Origin of the sequence: Lacticaseibacillus hulanensis (assembly GCF_004010095.1) — a bacterium.
GTDB lineage: Bacteria > Bacillota > Bacilli > Lactobacillales > Lactobacillaceae > Lacticaseibacillus > Lacticaseibacillus hulanensis.
The window spans coordinates 1-20,900 of the sequence record NZ_RRYD01000022.1 but is presented as its reverse complement, the minus strand read 5'-3'; the positions used below and the strand labels follow the sequence as shown (position 1 = coordinate 20,900).

General features: G+C 53.6%; 22 protein-coding genes and 2 tRNA genes. 7 read left to right on the top strand and 17 right to left on the bottom strand.

What is annotated here, in order from left to right; translation table 11 throughout:
• Nucleotides 1-1,025 precede the first annotated feature (1,025 nt).
• The 11 genes from EKN00_RS06880 to EKN00_RS06830 all read right to left on the bottom strand — a co-directional run bounded on the left by EKN00_RS06880 (nt 1,026) and on the right by EKN00_RS06830 (nt 9,204).
• Nucleotides 1,026-1,754 (bottom strand): acyl-[acyl-carrier-protein] thioesterase, encoded by a 729-nt coding sequence (locus EKN00_RS06880; protein ID WP_127849396.1) that lies wholly within the window; start codon nt 1,752-1,754, stop codon nt 1,026-1,028.
• Between the two features lie 49 nt (nt 1,755-1,803).
• Nucleotides 1,804-2,664: a 16S rRNA (cytidine(1402)-2'-O)-methyltransferase gene (gene rsmI, locus EKN00_RS06875; protein WP_127849395.1), complete on the bottom strand. Its 861-nt coding sequence runs from the start codon at nt 2,662-2,664 to the stop codon at nt 1,804-1,806.
• Between the two features lie 23 nt (nt 2,665-2,687).
• Complete coding sequence (locus tag EKN00_RS06870; protein ID WP_127849394.1) at nt 2,688-3,050, bottom strand: DNA replication initiation control protein YabA; 363 nt, start codon at nt 3,048-3,050, stop codon at nt 2,688-2,690.
• Nucleotides 3,051-3,083: 33 nt separating this feature from the next.
• On the bottom strand, nt 3,084-4,076 hold the full coding sequence (gene holB / locus EKN00_RS06865) for a DNA polymerase III subunit delta' (protein ID WP_127849393.1): 993 nt from the start codon (nt 4,074-4,076) through the stop codon (nt 3,084-3,086).
• Nucleotides 4,076-4,411 (bottom strand): cyclic-di-AMP receptor, encoded by a 336-nt coding sequence (locus EKN00_RS06860; protein WP_127849392.1) that lies wholly within the window; start codon nt 4,409-4,411, stop codon nt 4,076-4,078. Before EKN00_RS06860 ends, holB begins: the two co-directional genes overlap by 1 nt.
• A 40-nt stretch (nt 4,412-4,451) precedes the next feature.
• Nucleotides 4,452-5,090 carry a dTMP kinase gene (gene tmk, locus EKN00_RS06855; RefSeq protein ID WP_127849391.1) on the bottom strand — a complete coding sequence of 213 codons (639 nt, stop codon included), beginning with the start codon at nt 5,088-5,090 and terminating at the stop codon, nt 4,452-4,454.
• A gap of 5 nt (nt 5,091-5,095) precedes the next feature.
• Nucleotides 5,096-5,365, bottom strand: a complete 270-nt coding sequence (locus tag EKN00_RS06850; protein ID WP_127849390.1) for a DUF2508 family protein — start codon at nt 5,363-5,365, stop codon at nt 5,096-5,098.
• 22 nt (nt 5,366-5,387) lie between these two features.
• Nucleotides 5,388-5,987 (bottom strand): recombination mediator RecR, encoded by a 600-nt coding sequence (gene recR / locus EKN00_RS06845; protein ID WP_127849389.1) that lies wholly within the window; start codon nt 5,985-5,987, stop codon nt 5,388-5,390.
• A 120-nt stretch (nt 5,988-6,107) separates the two neighbouring features.
• Entirely contained in the window at nt 6,108-6,407 is a 300-nt protein-coding gene (locus EKN00_RS06840; RefSeq protein WP_127849421.1) for a YbaB/EbfC family nucleoid-associated protein, read from the bottom strand.
• A gap of 76 nt (nt 6,408-6,483) precedes the next feature.
• A complete protein-coding gene (gene dnaX, locus EKN00_RS06835; protein ID WP_127849388.1) occupies nt 6,484-8,325 on the bottom strand; it encodes a DNA polymerase III subunit gamma/tau in 1,842 nt (613 codons plus the stop codon).
• Nucleotides 8,326-8,598: 273 nt separating this feature from the next.
• Nucleotides 8,599-9,204, bottom strand: a complete 606-nt coding sequence (locus tag EKN00_RS06830; protein ID WP_164848060.1) for a TetR/AcrR family transcriptional regulator C-terminal domain-containing protein — start codon at nt 9,202-9,204, stop codon at nt 8,599-8,601.
• Nucleotides 9,205-9,421: 217 nt separating this feature from the next.
• Here EKN00_RS06830 and EKN00_RS06825 point away from each other — a divergent pair, with 217 nt between their 5' ends.
• Nucleotides 9,422-10,483: an amidohydrolase family protein gene (locus EKN00_RS06825; RefSeq protein ID WP_127849386.1), complete on the top strand. Its 1,062-nt coding sequence runs from the start codon at nt 9,422-9,424 to the stop codon at nt 10,481-10,483.
• 497 nt (nt 10,484-10,980) lie between these two features.
• Here the strand turns inward: EKN00_RS06825 and EKN00_RS06815 are convergent.
• A tRNA-Leu gene (locus tag EKN00_RS06815) sits at nt 10,981-11,064 on the bottom strand.
• A 338-nt stretch (nt 11,065-11,402) separates the two neighbouring features.
• Here EKN00_RS06815 and EKN00_RS06810 point away from each other — a divergent pair.
• The 4 genes from EKN00_RS06810 to EKN00_RS06795 all read left to right on the top strand — a co-directional run bounded on the left by EKN00_RS06810 (nt 11,403) and on the right by EKN00_RS06795 (nt 13,377).
• Nucleotides 11,403-11,972, top strand: a complete 570-nt coding sequence (locus EKN00_RS06810; protein ID WP_127849385.1) for a DUF1643 domain-containing protein — start codon at nt 11,403-11,405, stop codon at nt 11,970-11,972.
• Between the two features lie 26 nt (nt 11,973-11,998).
• Complete coding sequence (locus EKN00_RS11150) at nt 11,999-12,205, top strand: zinc ribbon domain-containing protein (protein ID WP_127849384.1); 207 nt, start codon at nt 11,999-12,001, stop codon at nt 12,203-12,205.
• Between the two features lie 64 nt (nt 12,206-12,269).
• Complete coding sequence (locus EKN00_RS06800; RefSeq protein WP_127849383.1) at nt 12,270-12,884, top strand: hypothetical protein; 615 nt, start codon at nt 12,270-12,272, stop codon at nt 12,882-12,884.
• 421 nt (nt 12,885-13,305) lie between these two features.
• A tRNA-Glu gene (locus tag EKN00_RS06795) sits at nt 13,306-13,377 on the top strand.
• 146 nt (nt 13,378-13,523) lie between these two features.
• Here EKN00_RS06795 and EKN00_RS06790 read toward each other — a convergent pair.
• The gene (locus EKN00_RS06790; RefSeq protein WP_127849382.1) at nt 13,524-14,405 is read right to left on the bottom strand and encodes a fumarylacetoacetate hydrolase family protein; all 882 of its coding nucleotides are present in this window, start codon (nt 14,403-14,405) and stop codon (nt 13,524-13,526) included.
• A 232-nt stretch (nt 14,406-14,637) separates the two neighbouring features.
• Here EKN00_RS06790 and yidA point away from each other — a divergent pair, with 232 nt between their 5' ends.
• Nucleotides 14,638-15,450 carry a sugar-phosphatase gene (yidA, locus tag EKN00_RS06785; RefSeq protein WP_127849381.1) on the top strand — a complete coding sequence of 271 codons (813 nt, stop codon included), beginning with the start codon at nt 14,638-14,640 and terminating at the stop codon, nt 15,448-15,450.
• A gap of 117 nt (nt 15,451-15,567) precedes the next feature.
• Here yidA and EKN00_RS11080 read toward each other — a convergent pair whose 3' ends face one another.
• The 4 genes from EKN00_RS11080 to EKN00_RS06770 form a co-directional block, all read right to left on the bottom strand.
• Complete coding sequence (locus tag EKN00_RS11080) at nt 15,568-15,690, bottom strand: hypothetical protein (RefSeq protein ID WP_277749629.1); 123 nt, start codon at nt 15,688-15,690, stop codon at nt 15,568-15,570.
• 481 nt (nt 15,691-16,171) lie between these two features.
• Entirely contained in the window at nt 16,172-17,620 is a 1,449-nt protein-coding gene (locus EKN00_RS06780) for an NCS2 family permease (RefSeq protein WP_127849380.1), read from the bottom strand.
• Nucleotides 17,621-18,184: 564 nt separating this feature from the next.
• A complete protein-coding gene (locus tag EKN00_RS06775) occupies nt 18,185-18,943 on the bottom strand; it encodes an ABC transporter permease (RefSeq protein WP_127849379.1) in 759 nt (252 codons plus the stop codon).
• Entirely contained in the window at nt 18,936-19,586 is a 651-nt protein-coding gene (locus EKN00_RS06770) for an ABC transporter ATP-binding protein (RefSeq protein WP_127849378.1), read from the bottom strand. Before EKN00_RS06770 ends, EKN00_RS06775 begins: the two co-directional genes overlap by 8 nt.
• A gap of 329 nt (nt 19,587-19,915) precedes the next feature.
• Here EKN00_RS06770 and EKN00_RS06765 point away from each other — a divergent pair, with 329 nt between their 5' ends.
• Nucleotides 19,916-20,665 carry an SDR family NAD(P)-dependent oxidoreductase gene (locus tag EKN00_RS06765; protein WP_127849377.1) on the top strand — a complete coding sequence of 250 codons (750 nt, stop codon included), beginning with the start codon at nt 19,916-19,918 and terminating at the stop codon, nt 20,663-20,665.
• The last annotated feature ends 235 nt before the right edge of the window (nt 20,666-20,900 follow it).

The following is a 20,900-nucleotide window of genomic DNA, read 5'->3' as shown; positions in this document are numbered from 1 at the left end:
CGCACCGTTTCCTGCTACCTGCACGGTGCACAGCCACCATATTGTTATATCCTTATTGTAACAAGTCGGCAAAGCTAATTGCAAAACAATAACGCTAATAATACCGTCAAGACATGTCCACCTGGAGGCTTATGCTGTCTGGCAGCGTCAGATCTTGGGGAGGTATACCAGTAGGGGGAGGCTCCGCGTTGTGGAGTTTGGCCTCCGGGTCCGGGCTGGACCTCGGGTGTGCTTCGCCGTGGTCGCTGTGGCGGTCGTCTGGAGCCGGAAAAGCACCGTCTCCAGACTAAAAATTTAGCTTTGCATCGTCGCAGCCTGAACCTAACTCGTACGATGATGGGCAAGAAACCGAAGCCTCTATCTCGTGCGCAAATCCTGAATGCTCCTCACACAAATCTAAATTTTTCCCTCAGTAAAGCCTGAGATGCCTGGCAAAACCCGCCAGTCATCCCAGGCTTTACTGTTGCCACAGCTGGGCGGCACACCCGAGACCCAGCCCGGACCCTCCGGCCAAACCCCACAACGCTCCGCTGGATAGCGGCATAAACTCAAATTCAGAATCAGTTCCACGGAGGGCAGCCCAACAAGTCTAAGGTAGCTACCTGTGTCGTGAAGTTCTCAGTTGTGCACCCTAGAACTTTAACCACGTTGTAGCGACTGGGTGGGGCCGGTGCGCGTGTAGTGCGGCTGGGATTTTCCTGTGAAAGCTATGGTGAGAGAAGACCGATGCGTTTTTTGCATCGGGCTTCTCCACACCATAGCCGGCAAAAATTAAGACCCGTCAGGAAGAACAAAGCTTCCCCACAGGCCCTAATAATACGCATTAAGTTCGTAACTAGAAGAACGGACATACGGGGCTTAATTTTTAGGTTGAAGACCCCGCTTTTGGGGCTTCAACCGGCCGCACGGAAAATCCCAGCCGCACGGAACGCGCACCGGCCCCGCCCAGGCGCGGCCCCTAGACCACTCAGTACCCAACAAGCACAAAACTACTTGCGCTGCCAGACAGTGTCAGTGTTCTTGGACTACGCCCACTGCAGGTGCGCAGTGGCGTTGACGGTGTCGCCGACGCGGACTTGGTGGTACGTCTCGGTCTTGCCGCCCTCACGGACAACCTTGTACTGCGACGTCAGCTGCGTCCCGGGTTCGACTTCGCGTTCGTACTTAATGTTGGCACTAACCAGTTTGTGCGTCCGCATCCAGTCGTACCCAAGGGCATCTTGCATCCAGTCGAAGTAGTGCACGTTGTTGACGTGGTGATTGGTGTCGATGTCAAAATACCGGACCCAGTATTTGCGTTCACCCTCGGGATCTTCAAAGCGTGGCAGGCGGGGCAGCCGTTCCACCTTCGTCAGCTTTTTGGCGCCAAAGCCCTCAACGATTTCGTCGATGATTGGCACAATTTTGCGTGTATCCAGATCCATCATCACCCACGTGCTGTGAACAATCACGAGCTGGTTGCCCTGCTCATCCAAGACGCCGTAATCGCGGTAACAAAGCAGCCGGTTGTAGCTGGTTGCTTCCGTCCAGAGGGTCACGTGTTCTTCGGCACGGGGCATGCGGGTAATTTCAATTTGCGACTGCGTGATGACCCAGCCGATGTTGTAACGCTTGACCATCTCGGTTTGACTAGCCGCGCCGGCCAGTTGCCGCTCAGAAACCTGTTGCACCAGGTTGACCAGATTGGCCAAGCTGAGTGTGCCGTCTTCCGTCACCATAAAAAATGGAATTAGTGCTTTCTCTGAATACCGCATTGAACCGTCCTCTCAGTGTTGCTACTTACCTTGCATGGCTGCGTTCTACTTATATCTCGTGGAATTCGTTATAAATCGCCTGGCGCTCCAGATTGCGCTCCTTGGCCACCTGCTTAATCGCCGCGTTCGGCTTGGCGCCGGCATCAATTAAAGCCTGCACCGCATCCACCACGGACAAATCGGCGTCTTCCGCCTCTTCTTCCGGCGCGGCGGGGCCGGGAGCGACCAGAATCACGTACTCACCTCGCGGAGTTGCTGCCTGCTCGATTAATTCTGCCAGAGTGCCGCGTGCGAATTCCTCGTAGCGCTTGGTCAACTCGCGCGCGAGCACCGCCTGCCGGTCCGAGCCGAACGCTTCGGCCATTGCCGTGAGCGTTTTGGCTAGTCGGTGTGGAGCCTCGTAGAAAATCAGCGTGGCCGGGTGGTGCGCCAATGCTGCAAGTTCTTCCGCCTGCACGCTCTTTTTACGCTGCACGAACCCGTAGAAGGTAAAGGGCTGAGGTGCAAGGCCAGAAGCAATCAGTGCCGTGATGCCGGCGTTGGCCCCAGGAAGTGGGACCACCGGAATATCTGCAGCAATTGCGGCAGCCACAAGCTCCTTGCCGGGGTCGCTAATGGACGGCATCCCCGCGTCACTCACCTGAGCAATGCTGCGCCCATCGCGCAAATATTGCAGGAGCTCGGGAATCCGCTGCTGGGTGTTGTGTTCGTGGAAGCTAATCTGCTTGGTGGTGATGTCGAAGTGGTTGAGCAACTTGGCGGTGTTGCGTGTGTCTTCCGCCGCAATCATGTCGACTTCCTGTAGCGTCTTCACGGCCCGCATCGTCATATCGTCCAAGTTACCGATGGGGGTGGGCACGAGGTAAAGTGTCCCCGTCTGGTGGTTAGCAAAACTTGACTGAACCTGCATTATCGTTCCTTCCTGGGCAATGCTTAGCGCTGCCGCTCGCCGTAGAGAATGTCAGTACAAAATGCGCACGATTCGCCGGGTTCGAGGTGCTGACCGTAGAATTTCGAGCAAACATGGTAGCCTTCCATGTAAATTTTTTCGAGGTTCTTGCGGGACTTACTCATCCCCGCCTCGGCAGTGTGCTCCACAACCGTTGGCTCCGCATCATCCTGCTCCGCCGTTAGTTGTTCAATTCGTTCGCGCAACCGGCCATTGTTCATGCGCAGTTCCGCGTTCTGTTCGAGCACCGCCGTCACCGCATCCTTCAGCCCAGCCACCTTGGCACTCAACTCCTCGGCTTCATTGCTAAGGTTCATGAACTCTTCCAAAAGATTTGTCTGTTCCATGTCGCATCTCCTTGTGGGTCCACTGCCCACATCTTAATTACTGCTTACTGCCGGCGCGCCGTGCAATAGCTTCAGCACCAATTGCTCACAGTCGGCCTGAAAACCAACGTTGCTTTCCAACTGGCCGGTCGCCGTGAGCACCGCGTCGAGCCCCGCACTTAGTTGCACCGTTGATTGGGTCGACAGTTGCGCCACATCTTGGTTATTCACCAGCAGTTGCGCTTCTTGGCCGCAGCTGCGGCGCATCGCCTCGGCGTAAACTAGCGCCAGCATCCGCAAGACCTGCCGCTGGTCGTTCTTGTCGCCCACCTGTTTCATCAGATCAGTTTGAATGAACGGAAAAGCCATCGCGTCAGCATGTGCCAGCAATCCCGTCAGGCGCAGGACGCTGTTCAAGCGGTTTTGAAAGGCCTCATCCGCCGCCAGTTCCGTACCCGCTTCAACATCACTGGTGAGCCGGGCAATCACTGATGCCAGTGACCTCGCCACACCAGCATTTGCGAGCTGGTCGGCAACCGCCTGCCATGATGGGGGCGGAAACTGGACAATCTGGGCCCGGGACAACACGGTCGGGAGCAGCCGGTTCTTCGCCGTCGTTGTGAGAATGATGAGCATCCCAGGCAGCGGTTCTTCGAAGAACTTGAGCAGGCTGTTAGCGGCGCTGGCCGTCATCCGGTCCGCATCGCGAATGATGAACACCCGCGAATGCCCCTCAACCGAACTTTTGCCCATCTCGTCCTTGAGTCCGCGGATGGCCTCGGCCTTGATGCTTTGCCCATCCGGTTCAACCGTCAGAACATCCGGATTATTCCCGGTAGCAATGCGCAGGCATTCACCACACTCATTGCAGGGCTGGCCATCTTGCAGGTTCGTGCAGAAAAGACGTTTGGCAATCCACAGCGCAAGCGCCTTTTTTCCCGCACCAGCAGGGCCCGCGAAAATGTACGCCTGACTCATCTGGTCCCGGTCAATTATGTGGCTAAACTGCCGGACAAGCCCCTCCGGCAGCGTGCTTGCGGCCGCCATTAGAACTGGTGAAAGGCGTCAACCGGCAGAACAAACACCGTAGCGCCCCCAACGCGAACTTCAATTGGCCGCACCGCAGCGGAATCACCCGCCGCCGCGTCAACGCTGATGAGTGGTGGCGTTGCGTATTCATCGCGGGATTCGCAGTTGGCCTTGATTACCTGCAAAGTTGCATCAACGCGGCTGTCCTCAACCCCCACGATGAAGGTGGAATTACCGGCGCGCAGAAAGCCCCCGGTTGAACTTAATTTGGTTGCGCGAATGTTGTTATCCACAAACGCCGCACTAAGCCGAGAAGCGTCCTGGTCTTGAACAATTGCTAACACTAACTTCATTGTTGAACCTCCTGTATTATCCCCGAAACAACCCGAGCGCCTAGTCCGTGACCACGTGGTGGCGCAACAAGCTGCGCACATCATCAATGACCTGGTTCAGCGGCTTGGTCGCGTCAATCGTCACGATGCGCTGCGGGTTCGCCTTAGCGAGACGCTGGTAGGCGGCACGCACACGCTTGTGGAAGGTCAATTCCTCTTGATCGAGCCGGTCGTACTGCGTGTCTTTGCGGTGCTGTTCAATCCGCGCCAGTCCAACCTCTGACGGGACGTCAAGGTACACCGTCAGATCCGGCTGCAGCCCATTCGTCGCAAACTGGTTGAGGTCAAATACCGCCTGCTCACCAATCTGGCGACCAGCGCCCTGGTAAGCCACCGAGCTGTCAACAAACCGGTCGCACAGCACCACCGCACCGCGTGCCAGCGCCGGTTCGACCACATCCTGGAGATGCTGGCGCCGCGATGCCGCGTACAGCAGTGCTTCAGTTCGGTCGTCCATGGCCGTGTTTTGCGGATCCAAAATCACGTCGCGGATTTGTTCAGCAATGGGGTCGCCGCCGGGTTCGCGGGTCACAACCAGCTTATCGCCAAGTTGAGCCCTTAATTCGGGCACAATGGCGTCCAGCACGCTGTCCTTGCCCGCGCCGTCTGGGCCTTCAAAAGTAATGAATTTCCCGCTCACACGCTTCACCCCTTGTTGATTTTTTCCAGGTTGAAGCGTACGGAAAACTCTTCAACCTGCTTTGCGCTCACCTTGCGCGTCCGGGCTTGACGATGCAAAAAATCAAACAAGCCTTCCTGACGCGCAATGTTCGCTTTTTCCCGCTCGGTCATTCCCGAGACGTTGGCGTTCGCCAGTGACCGTTCACGGACAATTCCCTCACGGACGGTGTAAATCAGGTTGAGTAGCTGAGCATCAACCGCTTCTTTACCAGCGGTTTTCTTGCGTCCAAACATATTTTATCCTCCGCAACTGTCTCTATAACTCGGTGCGCCCCTCGACGGCCTTCATCAAGGTCATCTGGTCGGCGTATTCGATGTCGCTACCAACAGCCAGCCCGTGGGCAAGCCGCGTTACGCGAATTCCGGCTGGCTTAATCAGGCGCGCCAGGTACATCGCCGTTGCTTCACCTTCTGGGGTTGCGTTCGTGGCCACAATTACTTCGGTCACGGCGTCGTTGTCCTGCAGGCGGTGCAGCAGGCTGGCAATGTTCAGGTCTTCGGGGCCAGTACCCTCAAGCGGGGACATCACCCCGTGGAGCACGTGGTAAAGCCCGTGGTATTCGTCCATCCGGTCAATGCTCATGACGTCCTTGGGCTGTTCCACCACCAGCACCTTCGTCTGGTCGCGGTCCGGGTCGCTGCAAATGCTGCAGGGGTCAGTATCCGTGATGTTGCCGCAAACAGAGCAGTAGTGCAGCTCGGTTTTAGCCGCGACGAGACTCTTGGCAAAACCATCCACGTCGTCCTTGTCCATATCAATCGTGAAAAAAGCAAGCCGGGTGGCCGTTTTCTCGCCAATGCCCGGTAATTTCATGTAACTATCTATTAAACGTTCAATTGGTTCTGGGTATTGCACAATTAATCCTCCACGTAAGCGCAGCTGCCGCCATCGTCAATTTAGCAACAATTAGCGGCGACCAGCGCTTTGACGCCGTTTGCGCGCCAAATGTATGTCCGGCTCACCCTTGCATCAAGTTTAGATACCCATGCCCCGGGTGTACTTACCCATCTTCGCCTGGGTTTCCTTTTCAACTTCGGCCAGCGCGTTGTTCACGGCTTCGAGCACGAGGTCGGCAACCATGTCTGGGTCATCGGGGTCAATGGCTTCAGGCTTGATGCTGAGTTCGGTCATTTTGCGATCGCCGGTAAAGGTGGCGGTGACAAGGTCCTGGGCACTGGTCCCCGTGAAGGTTGCGGCGTTCAAATCTGCCTGCGCCTTTTCCATGTCCTTTTGCATCTTCTTGACCTGACGCATCATGTTCTGCATGTTTCCCATTCCCATGTTTGGCATTGTAATAATCTCCTTGAATTCGTATTGTCTGGCCCATTAACGGCCGGTTTGATTGCTTTAATTAATCGTCCACAACATCAACGTTGTCCTTACCGAACAAATCAGTCAATTCGGAGACAACCTTGGTGTCCTCGGTATCTGGCTTCGGCGCTTCTGTAGCGGTATCCGCAGCAGCGGGCGCAGAATCAGCAGGCGCAGTTGGTGCTTCTTGGGCGGCCTGTGGTGCAACCGACGCAGATGTTGCCGGCGCCGCGCCATCCTTGGCTGCTTCTGGTTTAGCCTTAAAGCCGACTTCCTTGATGAAGTTCTGCCGCACGCGTGGCCACTGCGATTGCTCGACCAGCACGACTTTTTCGTCGCGCCCGGTCATCGCCTTGAGCCCGTCACGCATCTCTTGCAGCAGCGTCGCGTCGCCAGTTACCCGCTCGATGTAAAAGTCGTTGTCAAAACTGACAATGACCCCATCACGACTTGCGGCCACCGGTTCCGACACGTTCATCATGCTGCGCTTAATGGTGCTCAGCCGGTTCAGCACGTCCGGCCACACGTCCTTGAGCGCGTTGAGGTCGTCGCGGGTCGCGTGGGCCAAAATTGGGTAAATCGCAGCCGTGTTCACCTTTGCCTTGGCGCTTGGCTTGGGTTGCCTGCTGCGGGCCGGCTTGGCCGGGGATGCTTGGTTGACACCGCCCTGGGGCCTTCTTTCAAGCTCCTGGACTGTTTGGCTTAGCTTGCTGACCTGCTCCCGCAATTGCGTTAGTTCGTCTTCGTCGGCTGGTGCGCTTGCCGTCGCTGCCATCGCAGTCGGTGCTTCCGGCGTCTTGGCCAGTTGCGCGAGCCGGACCGTGGCCACCTGCAGGTATAGGTCGGGCTGGTTGGTCGTCTTGAGTTGCTGCTGGGTGGAGCTGAGCAAGTCCACCACCCGGTACAACCAGTTGGTGGCAAGATTACCGGCGAGCGTGGTGAAGTTTTCATCCATCAGCGCCATTTCCGCTTCGTCCATCAGCTTGGGTGCTGCTTGATAAACCAGCAGGTCCCGCGCATAGCTGATTAGATCTTCAATCAGGCGTCCGGCATCCCGCCCGGCACTCAAAATCCGGTCAATCGTCGCGAGTCCTTCAGCCACATCGCCGGCGTGAACGCTCTTCAAAAATGCGCCCAAATCGGCCGTCGTGACGGAACCAGTGACGTCGCGCGCGTTCTCCGTGGTGACGTGATTGTCGCCAAAGCTCAATACCTGATCGAGGATGGACAGCGCGTCACGCATCCCCCCGTCAGCGGCCCGGGCGATGATGGCGAGCGCCTTCTCATCGTACGTAATGTCCTTGGAATCGAGGATATCCGCCAGATGGCCCGCGATGTCGGCACTGGTAATCCGCCGAAAATCAAACCGCTGCGTCCGGGAAATAATCGTCGCCGGAATCTTGTTGGGTTCCGTGGTGGCGAGAATGAACACCACGTGCGCCGGTGGTTCTTCGAGCGTCTTGAGCAGCGCGTTGAACGCACCAGTCGACAGCATGTGGACTTCATCGATGATGTAGACCTTCACGCGGGCCTCGGTTGGCGCGTACTTGGCCTTGTCCCGAATTTCCCGAATCTCATCGACACCGTTGTTGCTTGCGGCATCGATTTCGATTACGTCCGGCTGGCTACCATTGTTAATCGCGGTGCAGATAACACAGGTGTTGTCCGGTTCGCCATCTTCTAGGTGCAAACAGTTAAGCGCCTTGGCCAAAATCTTGGCGACGGACGTTTTCCCTGTCCCCCGGGGGCCGGTAAACAGGTACGCGTGGCTCGTCTGGCCGCTAATCACGGCGTTTTTTAGGGTCTGGGTTATCGCGTCCTGCCCAACAACGGTGCTAAATGTCTGGGGACGCCATACGCGGTACAGTGCCTGATAACTCACCTAAACCCTTCCTTTCATTCGTGCACCAGCCGGTTAGCCCGCGGCACACGGTCACTTTCAGTTGTGGGCGCCCGGGCCGCTGCCCGAACGCACATTCTGAATTCAATTTTAACATTGATTGGGTGTGGGGCAAAACGCGGAACTGGGTTTAGCGCCGAAATTTTATTTTTACTTGGATAATTTTGCCACCGTGTTCATGGATGAACGATTACTAAACAAGCACCGCTTTACCGCGGCTAACGCTCACGGAAAACTTGTCCTCTGGGCCCACACTTAATCGGTAACCCCGAGCAAGTCGTAGGGGCTCAAGAATCGCGTCTTCATAATTATGTCGCACACACGCCGCGGCTCCGCTGGCTGTGGTGACTGTAACCAGGTTTTCATGATGCTGACCAATCCAGAAATAACCAGCTCCCATGCGTACGTCTCTGGGATGTACTTGGTCAGAGTTGGTTTGCCCTTTAACTGGACTAAACGCTGACTGATTGCATCCCGGAGAATATGCTGCAGCTTTACTTCAAAGCGCGGGTCACCATTCGGCCCAAACAGTACCTTAAACAACGCAAACTCCGATTGGACCAAGCCCACAATATCGGCAACCACGGGGTAGGTAAATAGTTCAGCACTCGTCACCGGCTGATACATCATTGTCTCAGCGGAATCATCACGGAAAAATTGCTGAGCTCGACCAATTAAATCATCTTCGTAGTGATTAAGTAGTGCGTACTTGTCAACATAGTGCAAGTAAAATGTGCCTCGGTTGATACCCGCCAGTTGTGCAATATCACTCACCGAAACCTGTTCAAACGTTTTTGCCTGCAGTAGCGTGATGAAGCTCTGCTTAATGCGTGCCTCAGTGGCAACAGTTTTTTGGTGCAATTTATCCCCCACCCAACTCTGATTTTGCCTTTATTATTCCGCGCACGCCACAATAAATCAACACCGTGTGCAGTTGCCAACTAAATTAGTCAACACCGTGGCCATTACATTTAACTCAACATTTCCAGCTTTTTTGATTATTGTTGCTGGCCAGAATGTGACCTAGAATAGCTGGGTGATAGACACAGTGTTGATATAAATCTAAGGAGATGCTCTCATGAACGGAATTATTGATGTTCACACCCACTACCTGCCCCAAGTTTACACGGACGCATTAAAGCGGCACATTCCCGGTGACCCTGACGGCTGGCCCACACCAGCATGGACGCCCGAACTGACGCTAGACTTCATGGCCAAAAATAAAATCGGTTACTCACTGCTCTCCCTATCCTCACCCCACTTCAATTTTGGCGACCGGCAGGAAACCTTGGACATTGCCCGCCAAGCCAACGCGGAGGGTGAACGACTGGCGATTGCGCATCCCGAGCAGTTTGGCTATCTGGCATCGTTACCACTACCTTACGTCAATGACTCTGTCGCCGAGATTAACTGGGCATTGTCAAACCGTGCCCGCGGTTTCACCGTCCCGACCAACACCCGCGGGATCTATTTTGGTTCGCCAATTTTCGACGAGGTGTACGCACAGCTGAACGCGGCCAAGGCAATTGTGGCCCTGCACCCGAACCAACCCGCGGCCTTGCCCCAAAACGTGAATATCGACATGCCGACACCGCTCATGGGGTTCTTCTTTGATACCACCATGACCTTTATGAATTTGCTCCAATATCATTTCTTCGATCGTTTTCCCGATATTAAGCTGATTGTCCCGCATGCCGGGGCTTTCCTCGGTATCCTCGCAGACCGAGATGCGGCGTTCGTCAAAGAGCAATATCATTCAGACATGTTCGCCGCGTTGCAGCATGTTTACTTCGACACCGCTGGGGCCGTTTTCCCGCGCCAGCTCCCCATGCTACTCACCCTCACCGACGAGCACCACATCCTCTACGGTAGCGACATCCCCTACACCGACCTCCAGTTATCCAGTCAGCTGCTCAGCGTCATCACCACCGCCAACGCGAAGCAGGCCCAGCAAAAGTTGCGCCTAGTCAAAACCGCACACCATTTCGACCATTTCTTCGAGCACCACGCCAAACTCGACCAAATTCCCACCCTGCTGACGATGGTGACGCAGATGATGACCGGCGCCGAGATTCTGACCCCAACATTAAAGCAGGAAATTCTAACGGACAACGCCAAGGCGTTACTGGGATGCGACTAACCCGCCTAGACAGCAACACTACTCGTTGTCCCAACCAATAATTAGTGCACCAGCACACACAAAACGGACGTACCCGAATGGGGCACGTCCGTTTTCCCGTTATTGTGCGGTCATTTTTCCGCGCTGAACTGACTGTTGTACAGGTCAAAGTAATATACGTGCTTGGCTAGCAGCGCATCGTGCGTGCCGCGCTCCACGATACGTCCGGCCGGGCACATGTTGCCAAATTATCTTTAACATGTGCGCACCTCATTTATGTATATTTCCCCAAACCCCAGTTTACCGGTTTAATTCTACTCTGCCTATGCGCGGTTTAACATGGGACAAGTTGACGGATGTGGCAGCGAATAGCAGTGGTGTTTGTCCGCATACATCCTGATTCTACTGACTTTTTGTGGGGAAACATACATTTCCAGCATTGACGCGACGGAACAAAAAAGCCCCGGATCCCGTTTCCGTTAAGAAACGAGTTCCGGAGCTCACTGGGTTGTCGCTTATGCCGCAAACAGGAGTCGAACCTGCACATGGTTACCCATACAGCGACCTGAACACTGCGCGTCTGCCAATTCCGCCATTGCGGCAACAACATTATTATTTATAGCAAAAGCACAGGGGAATAGCAATAGGCAGTTTTTAAGTGTCACTGACAGTAAGATAAATCTTACGCTCACATCAGACCAAATATTCAAATTTTTATATTGCATGTATGCGCTTTAGGTGGTTAAATTGACAGTGTAAATAATTCAAAATAAATGAAATCTCTAGTCGGCCGACTATACGAGAAAAATTCAACCAGATTCAAGCAATTCGAATTTTTCTCGTTCACCAAATTCAGTTAATGAATTTGATGGCGGCCGATTTTATTTTGCATTTTTGCAAAAGCTTTTGTGCGGTAAACACAAGAATAGGAGATTAACTCATGACAGAATACCCTTATGGCTACACAGCCGAAATGAATCCCAGGGTGGCTAACGGCTACCGCTACTCACTGACAATCTCAAACCCGAAGAACGCAAACAAGCCACTGTCACTGTTCGTGTTAATGATGAACCCTAGCGTTGCCAACAGTCAGCACTCTGATCCAACCGTTAATACACTGATTAGGAACTTGGGCGACAACTACAAGCAGATTATCATCGTCAACACCACACCAATAATCGAGACTAACAGCGATAATCTCAAGGCGCATCAGGCCGAAATTAATGACCAAGCATCGGTAAACGCCAACGTGGTTGCCAATATGGTTGTGGCTGCTAGGCAGTTTCATTTCCTCGTCGCAACTGGTGAAATCAAGAAAGGGGTTAACGACAGGTCCTACATCGAGCTGATGGACGAGATTGATCGAATGACGACTGGCGATGGTTTTTACACAGTTCGTTTGACCAAGGACGGTTACGGTGGACACCCACTTTACAAAAAGACTGAAGAAATCCAAAACCTGACCCACATTCGCAAGGCGGATAATCAGTGGCACTTCCGTATCGGTTAAATAGCAGAATAGAGGAGGATTAGTTTATGGCTTATGTTTATCGGCCACGCTGCCCAAATTGTGGTAAATACGTAAAGCGCGACGGTACTGTATGCACCCATTGTGGACAACAATTAGGGACACCCGCACCCGCAAGACGTTCCTCATTCAGCTGGTTTACCAGTATGTCCCTAACTGGGAAAATCATTGTCATTGTTGTTGCACTAGTGTTGATTAAAATTATTTTCGGCTAGTGCGCAGCTGTCTCGCTGGTAACGGGACGGCTTTACATAGATTAATTGATAGGATGGGTGGTTAATGATGGAAGTCGGAAGTATTGCAGACTGGGTTAGCGCTGTTGCGGCGCTAGTGGCAGTCATTGGTGTATGGATAGCTTACGAACAAACAAAAGAAGCCAATCTCGTTGCAAAGAAGCAGTTGGCAATCGAAATGGAATCAGCTCCCGCTCTGAAATTTGTCGTAACCGCGCTCACAACTGAACCACATGAAGGCTTTGGCGCGCCAAGTATGGACGGCCTGTATGGATATTGCCTGCAGGTTGTCAACGTTGGCAATAGTCCCGCGGCATTGAATATTGTGCGGTCAAATGCTAAGCAAAATGTTTCAAGCCGCTTCATCCTAATAAATGAAAGAACATCCACCAAAATTGGTGAGGTTGAAAAACTTTTCCGGAACAGCGTAATCATTCGGCCAGATGAGGTCAAGGAGGTTTGGTACGGTCATAAGAGCCTAAAACATTCCGTAACTACGGCGCGTAATGACGGCAAAAAATATTTATTCTCCCTCTTTGAAGAGCTCGAGAACAAGCACTACTACTTCGCCCTCGATGCCGATAACGGTGACGGTCAGGGATTTAGCCTAGTAGAACTCTCAGAAAATGAAGTTGCCCCGTCGGCAGGAACAGAGGGCTAACTTCATAGATACGTTTCGGCAAATCTTTAGTACACGAAGGGCAACGAATGATACTAGTTCGTTGCCCTTCGTGTCGTGTAGTTGGCCTAAAATTGTACGCCAAGCACCAAGCAAGATACGCACACGTTTTTGAACCCCCTCAAATTATGAATACCCCTGAGTTTGATTCTGTTTGGGTCGCTAAAAATGTACGTTCCTGTTGCAACACCAAATCTATAATCAGCAGCAGCTTAATTTTGAGCTATGCACGGCTGCCATTGTGCTCCTCGGCACCCTTGATGCCACAACCCGTGTCTGTCGCCCATAACTGTAACTAAGGCACCCACCACCGACCCGATTCACATCTCGCGTGAGATTTACTGTAATTATGGTTGACTTTTGGCCAAATTCCCGTATCATATTAAGGGTACTTGATGAACATTGCCCGTTGGTCAAGGGGTTAAGACGTCGCGTTCTCAGCGCGAAAACACGGGTTCGAATCCCGTACGGGTGATAAATGGCAGGCTAAACGTTGATAATTCAGCGTTTAGCCTGTTTTTTTGTGAATTGGTATAGCAGCTTAACTCACGTCCGCACACCCTTCTTTCGCCCGATAATCTGCACAAAAAAAGCAAACCGCATTGCAGTTTGCTCACCGCCTTAATTAGTCACAGCGGCCTTCTCATCGAGTGCGTCTTGTTGCTGCTGGCGCAGAACTTCGCGGCCGTTCATAACGAACGTCGCGGATAATGTCCCCAGCCCATCAATCTGGCTGTCGATGAAATCATCTGGTTTAATGTATTGTTTTGGCTGGTGGGCAAAACCAACCCCACTTGGCGTACCCATGAAAATCAGATCCCCTGGTAGCAGCGTTACCGCCTGGGACAGGTACTGAATCACTTGTGGCACCGTGAAAATCATCTGCTTGAGGGCCGCGGCCTGCTTCCGGATGCCGTTGACGTGTGTTTCTAGGCGCAAATCACCGATTCCCTCTGGCAGCTCGTCCGTCGTGGTAATCCAAGGACCAATGGCGGAAAAACGCGGGTAGGACTTGCTCAAGAGCAGCTCGTGCTGATCTTCAAGCGAACGGTCAGTCAGGTCCTGGCCAACCATGTAGCCGAAGACCGCGCTTTGGGCCGCACGCAAATCACAATCGTGCACCCGTTTGCCCAGAACCACGACCAGCTCGGTTTCCCAATCGACCGTGTCACTAGGTAGGGTCACGCGCGGCCGCGGACCAGTGATGGAACTGGCGGACTTAGAGAAAACGACCGGCATGTCGCTGACGGGTAATTGCCGTTCCTGCTGGTGGTCCTCGAAGTTACCCGCAAGTGCAAAAATCTGGTGCGGCAGGCGGATTGGCGCTCGCAGTTTTGCCGGATCTAGCTTAACGTCATACTTAATCTCGCTAGAAAGGCGTGCTAATTCTGCCGGATGCCGAATCAACGTAACCACATTGGCCGCATCAATCCGAGCCCCCAGCAACTGATTGCCCTTAGGCTGAACAAAATATGGTCGACCTTGATACATTGCTAAACGCATTATAATCAGACTCCCTTATTTCGTATTTCTTACACCTCTATTCTAGTTCTATTTTGCCAAAACGGCTAATGACAACCGCGCCGTTGCGAGGATAAATGCGTATTTGCCGCGGAAAGAATGCTGCTTGCCCCCTGTTTGCGCACATTTTTGACGTACCCTCAGCAAAACCGTTGCGTTTCTTCTATAATAGAAACTGTAAGTACTGCAACCGCATACGGTAAAGGAGAATGTTATGAGCATCAAATTAATCGCTATCGACCTCGATGGCACGCTGCTAAATGAAAACCACGCGCTGAACCCGGCAACCGTGACTGCCGTTAAGCGTGCCAAGGAGCAAGGCATCAAGGTGGTCCTATGTTCGGGCCGGCCACTGACGGGACTGCAAGCATACCTGCACGAACTGAACCTGACCGAGCCCGGTGACTTCTCCATTTCCTACAACGGTGCTCTCGTGCAGCACGTCGACACGGGCAAAACGGTCGTGTCCGAAACCCTGAGTTGCGCTGACTACAAACGCATCCAGGACCTGGCAAACGAGCTGCACATTCACGCCCACGTGCAAGATGAAGCCCACATTTACACCATGAATGCCGATATTTCTCCTTACACCGTGCGCGAATCATTCCTGGTGAACATGCCGCTGTTCTACCGGCTGCCAGACACGTTCCCGGCCGACAAACGCTTCGCCAAGGTCATGCTCATCGACGATCCCGCTAAGCTAGCGGCCGCAAAGGAAAAGATTCCGGCGGCGTTCTTCGATGATTATTACATCGTCAACTCCGAGCCCTTCTTCCTCGAATTCATGAACAAGGCCGTCAGCAAGGGCAATGCCGTCACGGCGCTCGCCAAGTACCTTGGCTACACCATGGACGAGGTCATGGCCATTGGCGACCAGGCCAACGACTTGCCAATGGTGGAAGCTGCCGGTACCGGCGTCGCGATGGGTAACGCCATTGACGCCGTGAAGGATGCGGCACAGGTCATCACCGCAACCAACGTTAACGACGGCGTGGCCAAGGCAATTACTGAATACGCGCTTAACTAAGCTGGGTAACTCCGCCCGTTAAAAAAAGATGGCAGGACCAAAAATCACGCGAATTTTTGGTCCTGCCATCTTTTGCTATTTAGTTAGTTTAAATAATGGAACAACGCGCGGCAAATCTTAACGCATGACCAAGCTTGCAGAGTGGCGCAGCGCAACGGGCGTCTGCGTATCGTCAATCAGTTCATCACTCTCAATTACAATTACGCCTAAGACAACAATGCCGACAACGGCCAGAAACATGGTTAATTCCTCCTAATTTTGACAAAACATGTTTAACTTCTCCGCTATACTAAGCGACTTGCGCCGGTGCAACAAGGTGGCTTACCTAAGTTGTCGGTAAGAAGTTGACCAGGATAATGCGCCGATTTATAAGTGTTTTTGAGCGCAAAATGAGGCGGAAGGACGCATCTGTAAGGGGTTTCTAATTGTCAGAATACTTAACAGGTTTGGGACAAATGGTGGTGTCACACAGGCGCGCGGCGTACTTGTCATCAAAAGCCGAACAATCCCGCAAACTGGTGGGCCGCGGTAACTAGCACCGTTGTTTTATGACCGGCTGATGGCACCCTAACCCAAAACCGCAGCCCCTTTCGTCCCACGTCTTTGTCACAGGTGTGAATATGTCACATTTGTGCACAATCAGCCGGTTTTATAATTTAGCATCGAAAAAACGACCGAATTCCGCCATGCACGTAGCGGAATTCGGTCGCTTTTTAATTATTTACACAATCGCCATGACGGCAAAATCAAGGATGAACAACGCAGAAACCACCCAGAGTACCGGGTGCACTTCCTTGGCCTTGCCCGTGGCCGTCTTGACCAGACAGTAGAAGATAAACCCAGCCGCAATCCCATAAGAAATATTGTAGATGAGCCCCATCACAACGGAGGCCATGAACGCCGGAATTGCTTCGGACATATCGTTCCAGTTGATTTCGCGGAAACTGGACATCATCATGACCCCGACCAGAATCAGCGCGGGCGCCACGGCTTCGTTCGGCACAATCGCGATGATTGGCGACAGCAGTGACGAAACCAGGAAGCAGGCCGCAACAACGACGGCGGTGAGTCCGGTGCGACCACCGGCACCAATCCCGGTGGCAGATTCAACGAAGACGGTAATGTTACTGGTCCCAAAGATGGAACCAACCCCGGTCGCAATCGCGTCACCAAACAGTGCCTTGTCCATCTTGGAGGAAAAGCCGTGACCGTTCTCCATCGCGTTCATGTCGAACTCGGTGAAAATCCCGGTGCGCCGGCCAGTCCCGATGAAGGTGCCGAGCGTGTCGAAGATGTCGGCAAAACTAAACGCAAAGATGGCCATGATTGACATCACAACCCGGTGCGGCGTGGTGAACAGGCTGCCAAAGCCCTGCGCAGAAAATGCGGCCCCAAAGGTCGTGCCCAGCTGGCCAATCGCGTGGCCAAAACTGTTTGCCGCTGACATGTGCAGGTCGGTGACGCCAAACGGAATCCCGATGATTGTCGTGGCAACAATCCCGATGAGAACGGCCCCGGGCACTTTGCGCACCACGAGCACAACCATCAGCAACAGTCCAAGCAGCGCAACGATGGCCCCAGGACGGGTAAAATCAACCAGTGCGGGGGTGATGCCCCCACCAGCAACGATTGAATTAACGGCGCCGTGAACTTTAGCCGCGGCTGACCCACCGTTGACGCTGAGCAGACCGGACTTGTTGGCACTGAACTGCAGGAACCCTGCGTTCTTGAGCCCGATGTAGGCAATGAACACCCCAATCCCACCACTGATGGCGTGCTGCATCACTTCAGGAATTGCCATGATGATCAGCTTCCGAATCTTGGTGACCGTGATGAGGATGTTGATGCACCCGCACACGAAAACAAGTGCTAGAGCTTCCTGCCAGGTAAAGCCCATCGCGCCGACCACGGTGAAGGTGAAGAACGCGTTGAGCCCGAGCCCGGGTCCGAGCGCGTACGGTACATTGGCGAAGAGCCCCATGATGAGCGTCCCCGTCGCACTGGCAATAATCGTTGCCAAGAACACCGCCTGTGACGGCATCCCCGTGAGCGCCAAGGTTTGTGGTGCAACAAACAAAATGTACGACATCGCGAAGAATGTCGTTAACCCCGCAATCACCTCACGCCCGCGCGTCGTGTGGTTCTCTTTTAGCTGGAAAAACTGGTCCATGTCGGCCTCCCCTAGTCTCCGTAATTTGAAAACACGTTAGGTCTACGTTACGCGGATTTTCTGAAAAAGGCAAGAAAAAAAGTCGTCGAAAATTGTGTACAATTTCGACGGCCTGTTAGAAACTTACAATAAAACATGCGCATTTATTTGTCTGCGACATGGCTCGAAATAACAAGCGTAATTATACGTGACTCGAATTGGTTTTATCACCAATTAACCCGGTGTACAAAAAAGCCCGCTTACGCGGGAACCACAATTGCACTTGCCTACCGATTTAACTTTGCGTGGGATTACACCCGCACCTGCGAGGAACACGGTCAAATTTCTTTGCTCCTGAAATCTTTTCCAGGATTACCCCCGCACCCGCGGGGATCAAGCAATCCCAATAACACCGGTATCCGTCCACTTCAATTTTACCAAATTCATTCACTTTAGCATCAACTTTCGCGTGGTCGTATCATTAAATTTCCGCGACAAATCTAACTCCCCGCAATCGGGGGTCAAAGCAGCCGTGGTGACACTATCCGTCCGCCGCATCGGCTATCTGCGGCAGACGGGTCTTGTTTAGTTCAGCTGCATATCCTCGTTGTAGAACTGCGGGTACGCCTGGTAGCAAGCAATCACGCTGGCAATGCTGGTGGCCGCAAGCAACATGAAGGTCACCATGATTTGATACATAATCGCCTTGGTCGGATCGACCCCCGCGAAGATGAGGCCGGACATCATCCCCGGCAGGCTCACAATGCCGACCGTCTTGGCTGAATCAATCGTCGGCGCCATCCCCGTTCTGATGGACTCCCGGACGATGTGCACCGAGGCTTGCTTCAGACTCGCGCCCAGTGCCAGCCGCTCGAGCACACCCTGACGCTGATCATGGAAGCTGGTGTTCATGCTGCGGTAGGCCAGACCCACCGCAACCATCGCGTTGGAGGCAATCATCCCGGAGATTGGCACAATTTGACTCGGCGTAAACCGCACCGCCCCCGCAACGACCAACAGCGCAATCGTCGTCAGGGTTGCCGCCGTGATGGCAAGCAGGCTGATGCGAAACGCGTGCGGAATGCCATTTGCCCGCTTGCGTGCATTCATCGCTGCGTTGAAGATGATGATTGCCACCATGAGCCCCGTCAACCACACCCGGTCCACCCGAATAATGTAGGTCAGAACGTAGCCGACCACCGTCAGCTGAATCACCGCCCGGAGAACACCAATCAGCATGTCCTTTTCCAAGCCAATCTTTTCGTGCAGGTTAATTCCAAATGCAATCAGAACAAGCACGATTGCAAACGCCAGTGCAGTTGGACTTACAACTAAATTATTCATGGCTATCCTCCAATCTGCCCGCCTTGATCGTCAGCAGTGTGTCCGCCGCGGCAATCTCGGATTCATCGTGCGTGACCGCAATGACGGTCACCCCAGACTGCTGCTTGCGCCGAATTAGCTCGTGGACCGTGTTTTTCGTTTCGGCATCCAGCCCCGTGGTGATTTCGTCCAGCAGCAAGACTTTCGGCGTGAACAACAGGTTGCGGATTAACGCCACCCGCTGCTTTTCCCCACCGGATAGCTCCGTGATTGGTTTGGTCAGCATCGATTCCGCCAAATCGACCTCGGTCAGCGCCGCGAGCGCACGGTCCTTGGCAAATGGCTCGTCGCGCAGGGTGAACGGGAATTCGAGGTTGTCCTGGACCGTCTCCCCGAACAGGCTCGGCTGCTGGAAGCAATAGGAAACTTCGCGGCGATACGCCGGCTTACTAATTGCTGTCTGCGGCTCGTTCTGGTACATAATCATCCCGCTCGTTGGTGTCAGCAAGGTCGCTAGGAGCCGAAGCAGCGTACTTTTCCCCGACCCCGATGGCCCAGAAATGGTGAGATACGCACCTGCAGCAATCGTCAAATTTATATTCGCCAAGATCACCTTGCCGCCCGGTGCGTAACCAACGTCCTTTAGTGTGAAAATATCGCTCATCGTCAGCCCCTCCTCCTGCTTACAAAAGTTTCTTTACCCAATTATACCATAAGCGCTTACCGGCTTGCGGGCTTTTTGTGTAATTACAACTTTCTGAAGGGCAATTTAAAATTTGCTCATTTGCCCACCGACTTTCTTGCACCACACTTGCTTAAAGCCTAGACTCGCACCATGAGTTTCAATTCCCTAGCCGGCGGAGCGCTACTGCCTCGCTGGCGAAACCACCACCACGGGGCCACAATCATGGCAACGCAGTGCTGGCCGAATCGAAACACCCGCCCACCAGCAGAAAAAATTTTCCGCTCTGGACGATTAACGGAGGCTATTTCATGGAAAAACAAAAAACAATCACCCTCATCACCGGTGCGGACAAAGGCATTGGCTTCGAAACCGCAAAGGCGCTCGCCAAGGCGGACCACACTATTCTCGTCGGGGCCCGCAACGCCGCTAAGGGCATCAAGGCGGCCGACGCCATCATGGCACTCGGCGGTGAGGCCGAATTCATCCAGCTCGACGTCACCAAGCAGGACCAAATCGACGCCGCGGCAGCGCAAATCAAAGCAGAATACGGCTACCTCAGCATTTTGATCAACAACGCGGGCGTGGCCCTGGATCATCACCAAAGCGCCAGCACGATGCCCGTTGCGGTCATGCGCCAGGACTTCGACGTCAACTTCTTCGGTCTCGTTGCCGTCACCCAGGCCATGATTCCGCTGCTCAAGGCGGCCGACTCCGCCCGGATTATTAACCTCGCCAGCAACATGGGCTCGCTCGGTCTGGCCAGTGACCCGAACTCGCGCTTCTACAAGGTCAACTCGCTCGGTTACCAAGCATCCAAGGCGGCCGTGAACTTCGCCACCATCAGCTTCGCCAAGGAACTCGCCCCTGACGGCATCACCGTTAATTCCGTGAACCCGGGCTGGACCGCCACTGGTTTCGGTGGCCGCGACGAAAGCCAGCCCGCAATCCCGGGCATGCAGACCCCAGCTGAGGGCGCCACGCAGGTAATCAACCTCGCGCTCACCGATTCTCCCGCGACCGGCACGTTTACCGAAACCGAGGGCACCCTGCCCTGGTAGGCCGTTGCTCAACAGGAATCTCGGCTCTTTGCGGATTTGCGACAGGTAATATTTCGTAAATATGCGCAGAATTTCACTGAAAGCGGCCGTTAAATCGTTTGAAAAGGACTCTTCAATGCATTTGCAGTCCATTTTCATTCCAAATAATATGTCCTGTATCTGTTATGGTACGCGTTGAGGAGACACCTAAATATCTACATCTCTAAATGGAGGTTATTTAGATGCCGAGATCAAA